Raw genomic sequence first — 12,809 nt, forward strand, 5'->3', positions numbered from 1 at the left:
AGGAAGACTGGGTTCACATTATGAACAAGGAGCAAAATAAAAAAAACGAGGATATCTAAAAAGATTAGATACCCTCGCCATATTCTATGGTAATAAAACTATTTCTTATTTAGCCACTCTTTCCAGCCATTTCAGCATAAAGAGCATTGTAATCATCGAAATACTACAAGCCACCACAAATACTGTCCATGTCATCCAAATAGGAATTGTCTCATACAGCACAGCACCGATGAAAAGCAACTGATTACCTATAGCAGTAGCACCAAGCCATCCACCTTGCATGATACCCTGATATTTAGGAGGAGCCACTTTGGAGACAAACGAGATTCCCAACGGAGAAATATACAATTCAGCAACTGTAAGGATAAGGTAAGTCAACATCAACAACAACGGAGTGACTTTCACCGGTGAAGTTCCTACAGCCAGGATTTCTTTATGCAGAGGCAAATCGGCAACATAAGAGCCAATGGCCATTACAACAAATCCCAAAGCTGCTATTCCCATACCGATTGCTATCTTTTTCGGAGTAGACGGTTCACACCCACGCGCACGCTGACGAGCAAATACAGCCATTATCACCGGAGTAAGGAACACCACAAAGAAAGGATTCAACGATTGGAACAATTCAGCCGAGATAGGCATTCCGAAGAGATTAAGATCGGTGTATTCTTTTGCAAAGAATGTCAACGTCAAACCATTCTGATGGAAAGAGAACCAGAAGAAAATAACAACACCAAATACAGCAAACAAAGCATAAATACGCTGCTTTACCTCTTGTGCACTCATCTCTACTACAGTTACAGCAGTATTGCTCTTATCAGCAACAGCTTTCTTACTTGGATCCGGGAAGTTCTTCTTATTCAACATATAGATAAGAAGTGAAACAGCCATTGCTACAATAGCAACAGCAAAAGCATAATGGAAACCGGTAGTAAATACATTCAGATAATCAGCAGCAAAAGTTGTAAGATCGGTTACAGGAGTAGAAGAAGACTCTGAGGCCAATCTGGTATAAGTTTCGATAGCTTCCGGAGTTAAAGTCTGAGCCAACTGCCCATGGCACAAAGCAGGCAGATCGGCATTATAGGCATAACCGAAAGTAGACAACCACCAGTTACGTACACCGATTGCTGCCATCGGAGCAAAAATAGCACCTATATTGATGAACATATAGAACAATGAGAAACCGGAGTCACGCATAGAAGAGTACTGAGGATTGTCGTACATTTGTCCGACCAATGCTTGCAGGTTACCTTTAAAAAGTCCGTTACCAAAAGCAATAACAAACAATCCGATACAGGTGATAGTTAAAAATAAAGTTTGATTGTCAACCGGAGTTTTGGAAGGAATAGCAAGCATCAGATAACCTAAGGCCATCAAAACAATACCTACCATAATCGTTCCTTTGTAGTTTCGTGTTTTATCGGCAATAATACCCCCTACCAAGGCAAGGATGTAAATAGAGAAATAAAACGTTGAATAAATAATCCCTGCGGTCTTTCCATCCAGCCCAAACTTAGCTTGCAGGAAAAGAACAAGGATTGCCATCATAGTATAAAAGCCGAAACGTTCGCCAAGATTGGCCAAAGCGGCTGGGATTAACCCTTTAGGGTGTTTACTAAACATAAGATATAAATATTTAATTAATAATTTGAATTGTCATTTCAAGTATAATTTCTGCAAATATATACTTTTTTTTGAATTATTCAGTGAACAAGACACAAACTTCAGCGCGTGCTTCCTTAATTAAATCGTTAGGAGCCACTTTTATCTGTAACCCCCGCTGGCCGGCACTTACATAAATATACGGAAACTCAAGACAGGTCTCATGAATGTAGGTAGGAAAATGCTTTTTCATCCCGATAGGTGAACAGGCACCACGAATGTATCCGGTAGTAGGAAGAAGTTCCTTCATCGGAATCATATCACAACTCTTGTTGCCGGATACTTTAGCAGCAAGTTTCAGATTCACCTCTTTGTCGCCGGGAACAATACAAACAAAATGCCCGGTCTTATCTCCATGCAAAACAAGAGTCTTAAATACCTGATCGATATTCTCGCCTAAGTTTGCTGCCACATGTACAGCACTCAAATCATCTTCATCTACCTCGTAAGGAATTAGTTCATAAGATATTTTAGCCTTATCTAACAAGCGGGCAGCATTGGTTTTATTTATTTTCATGACTTATTTCTTTCTGTTTATAGATTTCGGAGAACAAAAATAGGAAAAAATTATCCCCCGGCAAAAACGTTGATTCGTTTTTACCGGGGGAAATACACCTTTATAATACTTCAAACGCATATCTCCTGCGTATAGTAACGAAGTATCTTTTTATTTTTTCATAAACTTAAAGGTTTTCACACCATCTTGTCTGACCATTTTCACAGGCTATCCAGTATGGCACCACTATTGGCAGATACCGAGAAACAAATAACAACGATAAAATAAACAATTGATTCTTCATCTTAAGGTATATATTTTCAGTTTTCTTTACCACCAGCAGGCGTACAAGTCCGGTAAAATCCGCTACCGGAAACGGTATTCCTCGCTAAAGGGAAAGTTCCTCGCGAAGAAACTTCGGCGTATATCCTTTCTTGCTCTTCGCAACCTCTTCAGGCGTACCGAAACTGAGAAGTTTTCCTCCTCCCTTTCCACCATCCGGGCCCATATCAATGATATAGTCTGCCATCTTTATTACATCCAGATTATGCTCTATCACAATAACCGTATTTCCCTTATCTACAAGCTTATTCAGTACATTCATCAGCACACGGATATCTTCAAAATGCAGTCCGGTGGTAGGTTCATCAAGGATATAAAGTGTCTTACCGGTATCACGCTTTGAGAGTTCGGTAGCCAACTTCACACGCTGACTTTCACCACCGGAAAGAGTAGTTGACGACTGCCCTAACTTAATATATCCCAAACCAACGTCTTGTATCACTTTTATCTTATTCAGAATTTGTGGCACATTTTCAAAGAATTCAACTGCACGATTGATAGTCATATCCAACACATCGGCTATGGATTTTCCTTTAAAACGTACTTCCAAAGTTTCGCGGTTGTAACGTTTGCCATGACACACTTCGCAGGGTACATATACATCCGGCAGAAAGTTCATTTCAATTGTCTTATAACCATTCCCGGAACACGCTTCACAACGTCCGCCAGACACATTGAACGAGAAACGTCCCGGCTTATAACCACGTATCTTTGCTTCCGGTAATCCTACAAACAAATTGCGAATATCAGAAAAAACACCTGTATAGGTAGCCGGGTTGGAACGTGGTGTACGTCCCAACGGAGATTGATCTACATTGACCACTTTATCAATATTCTCTAATCCTTCAATCGAACCATATTCCAACGGATCCTGAAGAGAGCGATAAAACTTCTGCGAAAGAATAGGCTGCAATGTTTCGTTTATCAACGTAGATTTGCCACTACCCGATACACCGGTCACACAAATCAATTTACCCAATGGGAATTCCACATCCACATTCTTCAGATTATTTCCTTTTGCACCGCGAAGCCATAATGACTTACCATTACCGGGACGGCGTTTGGCAGGAACTTCTATCTTCTGCTGACCATTCAGGTACTGCGAGGTTAATGTAGACGTCTGTAACATCTCCTGTGGCTTACCGGCAAATACCACTTCACCACCCAGACGACCCGCTTTAGGTCCCATATCAATCACATAATCAGAAGCCAACATCATATCTTTGTCATGCTCTACCACAATCACAGAATTACCCATATCGCGCAATTCCTTCAATGAGTTAATCAGACGCAGATTATCCCGCTGATGAAGTCCGATACTCGGCTCGTCCAGAATATAAAGCACATTCACTAACTGTGAACCAATCTGTGTTGCCAATCGAATACGCTGACTCTCACCACCCGATAAACTCACCGAACTACGATTGAGAGATAGATAATCCAACCCTACATCCAACAGGAATTTCAGGCGTGTACGAATTTCTTTCAATATCTCGGCTGCAATCTTCTTTTGTTTATCAGACAGAAACTCATCCACCTTCTGCAACCAGTCATAAAGCTCGCTGATATCCATATTGGAGAGTTCATTGATATTCTTATCATGAATGCGGAAATGCAATGCCTCTTTATTAAGTTTCGCTCCCTTGCATTCAGGACAGACGGTAGTACGGGCAAACTGTTCTGCCCACTTCTGAGCTGTAGCCGAAGCATCTTTCTCCTGCAACATCTGGATATACTTCACTACACCCTCATACGTTACGAAATAATCAGAAGAGGTGCCAATGAGTGAACTCTTTATCTTAATTCGTTCATCCGATCCATACAGCACTTCATCCATAGCATCCTCCGGTAAATCTTTAACCGGAGTTTTCAATGTGGCTTCATACTTTTCAAGCAATGCACCGATTTGCCAGAATATCATTGCATTCTTATATTTGCCCAACGGAGCAATAGCACCTTCATAGATAGACATGTTCCGGTCAGGAATCACCTTATCGATATCAATCTGATTCACTACTCCAAGTCCCTTACACTTTGGGCAGGCTCCTTGCGGAGAGTTAAAAGAGAAATTATGCGGAGCCGGTTCCCTGTAGGACAGTCCGGTTACGGGGCACATTAAACGCTTACTATAGTGACGGAGTTCTCCGGTAGTGACGTCCAATATCATTAGTAATCCGTCACCCTGACGCATTGCTGTGGCAACACTTTGTTTCAGACGTTTATCGTCCTTATCGCCCACTATCATTTTATCAATCACTACTTCAATATCATGATTCTTGTAGCGATCCAACTTCATACCATGCGTCACTTCACGTACCTCACCATCTACACGTACATAAAGATACCCCTTCTTACGTACTTGTTCGAACAGTTCTTTATAGTGTCCTTTACGGGCACGCACCAACGGTGCCAACATATAGATTTTCTTGCCTTTATAATCTCCTAAAATAAGGTCAAGTATCTGCTCTTCGGTATATTTCACCATTTTCTCTCCTGAGAGATAAGAGTAAGCTATTCCGGCACGGGCATAGAGCAAACGGAGATAATCATAGATCTCCGTTGTTGTACCCACTGTAGAGCGGGGATTCTTGTTTGTTGTTTTCTGTTCGATGGAAATCACCGGACTCAATCCGGTTATTTTATCTACATCAGGACGCTCCAGATTACCCAAAAAATTACGGGCATAAGCTGAAAAGGTTTCAATATAACGTCGTTGTCCCTCAGCAAATATCGTATCGAATGCCAAAGAAGATTTACCACTTCCGCTCAATCCGGTAATAACTGTCAGACTGTTACGGGGAATTTCAGCATCAATATCTTTCAAATTATGTACACGCGCACCGTATACATTTATATATTCTGTTTCCTGCATATCCTTTTTACCTCAGTATATTTATATCTCCTTTATGTTTATACACGACTCCATCTGCACCACGTGCTTCTACTACGATAAAATACACGCCTACAGGCACCTGATGCCCACGGGATGTTCCATCCCATCCCTTATCAATGTCCGTCAATCCCCACTGATATAACTTCTGTCCCCAGCGATTGAACACAACAGCATCGAAACTAACAAGTGATTTATACTTCACTTTAAAAATATCATTAATGCCGTCTCCATTAGGTGAAAAAGCATTAGGTATTTTCAATTCCGACTCAGGTACCTGAATGATAAACACATCTGATACCGAAGTTGGTCCGTCTTCTGTTTCCGTATCGCTCACCTGTAACCTGACATAGAATGTCCCCGAAGTAACAAAATCAAAAATGGTTTCTTCTTCATAACGTGGTGACCCGCTTATAGGATCATTAAATGCCTCATCAGATGCAAAATTCCATTCATAACGTAATGTTGGAGAAGGAGACTCAATATTGGCCACAAAACGAAATTTAAGTGGAGCCGACCCCACATATGGTTCTCCACCGGCCTCAAGCGTCTTAGGCTCTGTAGGATCAGTACCATTCTCCAGTAGCAATATAGCCACAGGATTTAACTTAATCTGTGCCCAACCCTCTGAAAAAGGAAAGGCAAGACAGAACAATATTATATAAGATAATCTGTGTAGTGACATAACATCTGCAAAATTAATGTTTCCACTTGAATTATGGTCTTAAAGAAACACAATATTATTTTCTTAACTCAATTATTAGGCAGATATATATCAGAATTTGTACCTTTGTTGCCTGATTTTAAGAACTAATAGTTTAAAAATTGATGAGACCCTTAATAAGCCGAATACTCTTTCTTCTGTTTTTTATAAGCATCTCTTGTATGAGCCTTCATGCTCAGGAGAATCAATCTTACTTCCTTCACACCATTGAAAAGGGACAAAGTTTATATTCCATATCCAGTATGTATGGAGTCAGTCAATCAGATATCATACAGTTAAACCCGGGATGTGAAGAGAAAATCTATGCAGGACAAACAATCCGGATTCCTCAGAAACAAAAAGCATCAAAACAAGATGAAAAGTTCCACACCATTGAAGCTGGAGAAACCTTATATAAACTAACTACAATATATAATGTATCGGCTAAAGCAATCTGTGAAGCCAACCCCGGACTTAGTGCCGAAAATTTCCGTATCGGGCAAGTGATCCGCATTCCTTCTGCCGAAGAAGTTGCCCAAGCCACTGCCACTCCTTTGACTCAGGACGTTGCAACAACTTCTCCATCGACTACCACCGTTCAGGGTCCTGTTCAATCCAGATGCAAAGATATGCATAAGGTAAAACGACGTGAAACCATTTTCAGCGTCAGCCGCGAATACGGAATCAGCGAACAGGCACTGATTGATGCTAATCCGGAACTAAAACAAGGGATGAAAAAAGGACAGTTCCTTTGCATCCCCTACCCTTCGGCAAAACCTGTGGCACCTCAGGAAAATAAAGACATAACTCCTCCTACTGATAAGGAACTATTCCTGGCCAGCAAAGAAGCACCGGAAAAGATAAGCACCATAAAAGCAGCCATATTATTGCCTTTCCTTCAAGATAAGCGCATGGTTGAATATTACGAAGGATTTCTTCTTGCTGTAGACAGCCTGAAACGTACAGGCACTTCTATTGATCTTTATGCTTATAATTGTGGAGACGACAATGCTTCTCTAAATAGCATTCTTGCTAAAGACGAAATGAAAAAGATGAATATTATCTTTGGTCCGTCACAATCAAAGCACACAAAAGCACTGGCAACTTTTGCTAAGAAACATGATATTCGTATGGTTATTCCTTTCTCTTCAAAAGAAGAAGAGGTATTTAGCAATCCGTTTATTTATCAGATTAATACTCCACAATCCTATCTGTATTCAGAGGTATATGAACACTTTATACGTCAGTTCTCCAATGCCAATATAATCATATTGGAAGCTACGACGGTAGATAAAGATAAAACAGAATTTATCAAAGGACTGAAACAGGAACTGACAAACAAAAGAATTCCGGTAAAGACACTCCCCGAATCAGCCACAGCACAAGCGATGAAGGAAGCTCTACGCAGTGATAAAGAAAATATTTTTATCCCTACGTCTGGTAGTGACGTGACACTCATTAAAATCATTCCGCAGCTAACTGTACTGGTAAGAGAAAATCCGGACGCTAACGTACACCTTTTTGGTTACCCGGAATGGCAGACTTATACAAAAGATCACCTGGACAGTTTCTTTGAGCTGGATACATATTTTTACTCTTCGTTTTATACAAACAACATGCTTCCGGCAGCTATCAACTTCATTAACTCTTATCACAAATGGTATAGCAAAGATATGGCCATCAATTATCCTCAATACGGAATGTTAGGATTTGATACGGGATTCTTCTTCCTGAAAGGATTATCCAGATATGGCTCCGAACTGGAAAAGAATCTACCTAAAATGGATCTGACCCCTATACAAACCGGATTTAAATTTCAACGGGTGAACAACTGGGGAGGTTTCATCAACAAAAAGGTATTCTTTGTTCATTTTACAAAGAACTTTGAATTAGTAAAGCTTGATTTTGAATAAGATGACACATATAAAAACAACAATCATAACAGTAGTGTTACTAATAGGCATTGCTTTTCCGGCAATGGCACAGATTGGCGAAATGCGTCACAATTTTGCCATCGGAATAAATGGTGGTGTCAATCTCAACAAAGTAACTTTTCAACGAAAGATCAAGCAAAGCATGCCCATGGGAATCACAGGCGGACTGACTGCCCGTTATATCTCTGAGAAATATTTTGCTATGATTTGCGGTGCACAGGTTGAGCTAAACTTTTCACAACGAGGTTGGGAAGAGGCTTTTGAATTAGCTGACGGCACAAAAGACCTTAGCCGAAGTTATAGCAGGAATATGAATTACATAGATATTCCTTTTTTAGCCCATCTGGCATTTGGCAAAGATTATGGTGTACAGTTCTTTATCAATCTGGGACCACAGGTAGGTTTTTTAATAGGTGAGTCAGAGAAGGCAAGCGGATGGACGGCCGAACAAATTGCCAGTGCAAAAGAATATGGAAAGAAGATAGAAAACAAGTTTGACTATGGAATAACCGGAGGAGGTGGACTTGAAGTAAGAAGTAAAAAAGCCGGTAGTTTTCTGTTAGAAGGAAGATATTACTTTGCGTTATCCGATTTCTACCATACCAGCAAAAAAGACGATTTTGACCGTGCAGCCCACAATACCATATCAATAAAGTTGACTTATCTGTTTGACTTGAAGAAATAATTCAAAAGATACAGCCCCTTAAGATTATCAGAGATTTTAATAATATTAGCCTACTTATAAAAAGATGCCACACCGTCCTACAGAACGATGTGGCATCTTTTTTTTAAAGTATACAATATTGTATGATCTATCTCAACCTATCAGCAGCGTGCACCATTGCTTCATCACGACCGATTGCACGTATGGCTAAATAATTGAGAATAATAGCAATCAATGGAAAACACAACGCCCAATGAAACTGAAAGGAAATTTCATCACTACGAAGCACAAAGAAGAAAGCAAGGAAAGCCATATAATACCCCACCAATAATAAACTATTGAATATAGTCATACGAATCTGCAATATACGGTTCTTAAAAAGAAAGATAGTAGCAAATGCAACAATTGCAGCCAGCATCAATATACAAAAAAGCCCCCATGTAGACTGAAATGTATCACCCATTGTAAGTCCGAGTGGTTTAAAAACACTTACCGCTCCATTTAAATTAATCAAAGAGCCTACAGGCAAACACATACTCGCTATTAACAAGCCCGTAACAAGCAACAAATAAATACTCTGAATACGTTGAATCATATTGTCTTAGTAGTTTTAAAAGTTTATAACGATAAAAAAAATAACCGACAGTAAAAAAATAGCCAAGTAATAATAAGAACACTCTTCCTACTTACTACTTGACTATCTAATTCTTACTACGTTATTCTATTCTTAACTTCTTGCGTTCTTTTACTGCAATTTTTCTTTTTCCTTGGCCGGATTTCTATAATAAATCTTACCTTCGATATACTCTTGTGTAGCAATCAATGCAGGCTTTGGCAATTTCTCATAATAGCGAGAAATTTCAATCTGTTCACGATTCTCAAATACTTCTTCCAGGTTGTCATTATAAGAAGCGAACTCTGCAAGCTTCTTGGAAAGATCACTCTTGATTTCCACACTAATCTGATTGGCACGTTTACCAATGATAGCCACTGTTTCGTAAACATTACCTGTATCAGCACACAATTCCATCATGTCACGCGTAACGGTGTTAGTAGGAGCATTCGTTTTTTTGTAATCCATAAATCTATTTATAATTTAATCTTTAATTACTTTGGTTGATGCATTAAATATCTTTTCGGCTTCCTTCAGATACTTACTTTCCGGAAACTCATTCTTAAAAGCATAATATTCATCGACAGTTTCACGATAACGATCTATCTTTTTCTCTTCTATACTATTAATAGCCATTTCATATTTAGCACGAAGAATCAGAATAGAGAGATCCTCACGATAATCAGTATAAGGATAATCTTTTAGCGCATTCTGAGCAGTGATTACACATGACTCATAATTATTACCCATATAATTACCCAAATTGTAATACAATTTGGCAGACATAAATTCTTTCAGAACAAGCTTATCCTGAAGAGCAAAAATCATATCCTGAGCTTCCTGTTTTTTAGAACTTGCAGGATAATATTCAAGGAATGTCTGCAGTTGCTGAATAGCTGTATAAGTACCAGACTGATCCAGACGCGCCTCCGGGGTATCCAGATAAAGCGCTTTGCCTGCATGATAACTTGCCAATTCAGCAAATGTGCCACGCGGATAAGTATTGGTATAGGTTATAAATGTCTGGGCAGCAGTTGAATAATCTTTCTGATTATAATAACTCATACCTAACATATAAAGAGATTCTTCTGCTTTATCGGTACCTTTCAGAATGGTTATCAGCTCATTCAATAATGTAGCAGAACGCCCATATTGACCTTTAGCGAAGTAGTTTTTTGCCGCCTCATACTTATATTCGTAATCGGTACTTTTTAGCAACTTATTGTACTCTCCACACGAGGAAAGTGTAGCGGCTGCAAGCAGAGTTATAATAATATTCTTCTTCATCCTATTTTAAATAATGCGCAAAGTTACAGAATCATGCGGAATAAACCAATTAATCAATGTTTTTTAATATAAAATAGGAGTTGAAATATAGAATATAGAAGTTAGTAGCTGGCAGTTGGAATCTATGCAGATTAACTATATGCCGCAAAGATTCTAACTACCAGCTACCAATTTCCAGCTTCTAAAGCCTATACAGATCACTTGCTGCCAGCAAATCTACTTTTTTCTCTGTGAGTACACGAATACAATTCTCCATATCATTAGGACGAATCACAACATTTGCCGTATTGTTATTAGCAAACGAATACATGTATTCAATAAATACCCCTTCATCAGATAAAAATCGCAATACTTTGGCAAGTGCACCTGGCACATTAGGGCAACTAATGCCTACTACCTCTGTTATATTCACGGCAAAATGATTCTCTTTCAAAGCCTTATAAGCTCTGTCAGGGTCAGATACTATACCACGCAAAATACCAAAATCAGCATTTTCGGCTATACACAAGGCAGAAAGATTTATATTTTCTTTTGCCAACACTTCAGTCACTTCCGTCAAACGACCAGATTTATTTTCCAAAAAGATAGAAAGTTGTTTTGCTACCATAATATTTGAAATTTAAAAAGTTACAACTCACAATTTTCTATTATCAATCACTCTCTTCGCTTTGCCTACACTACGTTCAATGCTACGCGGTTCAACCAGCTTCACATCTACCCCCAGTCCCAATACGCTTTGCAGACGAGAAGTAAGTTTCTTCTTCAATGCCAGCATTTTATTGATCTCGTCAGAATAAGCGTCTTCACGAACTTCCACCTTCAGCTCCATCGTATCCGTATTATTCTTACGATCAATAATCAACAGATAATGTGGTTCGAATTCCGGCATCTCAAGGATGACAGACTCAATCTGAGTTGGGAATACATTAACTCCACGAATAATAAGCATGTCATCACTACGTCCCAGAATACGATCCATGCGCACTAATGTACGTCCACAAGTACATTTATCATAATGTAAAGCAGTAAGATCTTTTGTACGATAACGCAATAAAGGCATTCCTTCTTTAGTAAGATGAGTGAAAACAAGTTCACCGGTTTGTCCAGGTTCAACAGGTTGCAGCGTATGAGGATCAATTATTTCAGGAAAATAATGATCTTCATTCAAATGTGTACCATGCTGGCATTCACACTCATAACCCACCCCCGGGCCGGCAATCTCACTCAATCCATATATATCATAAGCTTTAATTCCCAGTTTTTCTTCTATTTCACGACGCATATTCTCCGTCCACGGCTCAGCTCCGAAAGCACCGGCTTTCAACTTAAACTCTTCACGGGGAAACCCGGAATCTTTAATCGCATCAGCCAGATAAAGCGCATAAGAAGGCGTGCAACACAACAAAGTAGAGCCAAAGTCATGCATCAGAGTTATTTGTTTCTCTGTATTACCACTTGACATGGGAATAACCGATGCTCCGATATTCTCGGCTCCGGCATGAGCCCCCAGACCACCAGTAAACAAACCATATCCATAAGACACCTGGAAGATATCCGAGCTGTCAGCTCCATAAGCAGTAAAGGCACGTGATAAACATTCCGTCCACGAAGATAAATCTTTGCGGGTATATCCTACAACAGTAGGCTTACCCGTTGTTCCTGAAGAGGCATGAATACGCACAATCTGACTCATCGGAACCGCACATAGTCCGAACGGATAATTATCTCTCAAATCGTACTTGGTGGTAAACGGTAATTTTACAATGTCATCAATGCTGTTAATATCATCCGGAGTAATTCCTAACTCCTGCATCTTTTTGCGATAAAAGGGGGTGTTGTGATAAACGTGCTCCACAATCTTTTTGAGCCGTATACTTTGGATTTTGCGAAGACTCTCACGGTCCATGCATTCGATACTTTCGTTCCAAATCATGTTTCTCGTTGTATTTATATTTGTATTAATCTGTTTTTTCTTTACACAACCCGCTGAGGGAATTAAATAAATAATTGAGTAAATTTCGGCTAAATCAAACAAGAAATAATAAAGTGTACACTTTTACCTCACAACAATGTACACTCTTACCATACAAAAGTGTACAATATTGACCCACCAAAGTGTACACTTTTATAAACATTGATTACCAGCGCTTTACAGTCATCCATTTAGAAGGATAAAAAACGATTCACGAGATAATTCAAACCTTTGTTTCTTTGC

11 protein-coding genes are annotated in these 12,809 nt (G+C 39.4%); 2 read left to right on the forward strand and 9 right to left on the reverse strand.

Annotated features, from left to right (window positions below):
• Positions 1-105 precede the first annotated feature (105 nt).
• The 4 genes from QX565_RS06510 to QX565_RS06525 all read right to left on the reverse strand — a co-directional run bounded on the left by QX565_RS06510 (position 106) and on the right by QX565_RS06525 (position 6,078).
• Entirely contained in the window at positions 106-1,626 is a 1,521-nt protein-coding gene (locus tag QX565_RS06510; RefSeq protein WP_289291995.1) for a peptide MFS transporter, read from the reverse strand.
• A 76-nt stretch (positions 1,627-1,702) separates the two neighbouring features.
• Positions 1,703-2,182: a Cys-tRNA(Pro) deacylase gene (gene ybaK / locus QX565_RS06515; RefSeq protein WP_002562639.1), complete on the reverse strand. Its 480-nt coding sequence runs from the start codon at positions 2,180-2,182 to the stop codon at positions 1,703-1,705.
• Between the two features lie 367 nt (positions 2,183-2,549).
• Positions 2,550-5,375 (reverse strand): excinuclease ABC subunit UvrA, encoded by a 2,826-nt coding sequence (uvrA, locus tag QX565_RS06520; protein WP_221649924.1) that lies wholly within the window; start codon positions 5,373-5,375, stop codon positions 2,550-2,552.
• A 7-nt stretch (positions 5,376-5,382) separates the two neighbouring features.
• Positions 5,383-6,078 carry a T9SS type B sorting domain-containing protein gene (locus QX565_RS06525; RefSeq protein ID WP_221649923.1) on the reverse strand — a complete coding sequence of 232 codons (696 nt, stop codon included), beginning with the start codon at positions 6,076-6,078 and terminating at the stop codon, positions 5,383-5,385.
• 143 nt (positions 6,079-6,221) lie between these two features.
• Here QX565_RS06525 and QX565_RS06530 point away from each other — a divergent pair, with 143 nt between their 5' ends.
• Both QX565_RS06530 and QX565_RS06535 read left to right on the forward strand, forming a co-directional pair.
• Positions 6,222-8,009 carry a LysM peptidoglycan-binding domain-containing protein gene (locus QX565_RS06530; RefSeq protein WP_221649922.1) on the forward strand — a complete coding sequence of 596 codons (1,788 nt, stop codon included), beginning with the start codon at positions 6,222-6,224 and terminating at the stop codon, positions 8,007-8,009.
• A 1-nt stretch (position 8,010) separates the two neighbouring features.
• Positions 8,011-8,715, forward strand: coding sequence for a porin family protein (locus QX565_RS06535; RefSeq protein WP_221649921.1), 705 nt, complete (start codon positions 8,011-8,013; stop codon positions 8,713-8,715).
• 127 nt (positions 8,716-8,842) lie between these two features.
• On the opposite strand, the gene QX565_RS06540 is transcribed toward QX565_RS06535, so the two are convergent.
• The 5 genes from QX565_RS06540 to QX565_RS06560 form a co-directional block, all read right to left on the reverse strand.
• A complete protein-coding gene (locus QX565_RS06540) occupies positions 8,843-9,289 on the reverse strand; it encodes a DUF4293 domain-containing protein (RefSeq protein WP_289291999.1) in 447 nt (148 codons plus the stop codon).
• A 150-nt stretch (positions 9,290-9,439) separates the two neighbouring features.
• A complete protein-coding gene (locus QX565_RS06545) occupies positions 9,440-9,775 on the reverse strand; it encodes a DNA-directed RNA polymerase subunit omega (RefSeq protein ID WP_221649919.1) in 336 nt (111 codons plus the stop codon).
• Positions 9,776-9,790: 15 nt separating this feature from the next.
• Positions 9,791-10,594 carry an outer membrane protein assembly factor BamD gene (locus tag QX565_RS06550; RefSeq protein WP_007485988.1) on the reverse strand — a complete coding sequence of 268 codons (804 nt, stop codon included), beginning with the start codon at positions 10,592-10,594 and terminating at the stop codon, positions 9,791-9,793.
• A gap of 181 nt (positions 10,595-10,775) precedes the next feature.
• Positions 10,776-11,201, reverse strand: coding sequence for an ACT domain-containing protein (locus tag QX565_RS06555; protein ID WP_221649918.1), 426 nt, complete (start codon positions 11,199-11,201; stop codon positions 10,776-10,778).
• A 27-nt stretch (positions 11,202-11,228) separates the two neighbouring features.
• The gene (locus QX565_RS06560; protein WP_221649917.1) at positions 11,229-12,527 is read right to left on the reverse strand and encodes a phenylacetate--CoA ligase family protein; all 1,299 of its coding nucleotides are present in this window, start codon (positions 12,525-12,527) and stop codon (positions 11,229-11,231) included.
• Positions 12,528-12,809 lie beyond the last annotated feature (282 nt).

This window comes from Bacteroides sp. 41_26 (assembly GCF_949740115.1).
Taxonomy (GTDB): domain Bacteria; phylum Bacteroidota; class Bacteroidia; order Bacteroidales; family Bacteroidaceae; genus Bacteroides; species Bacteroides nordii.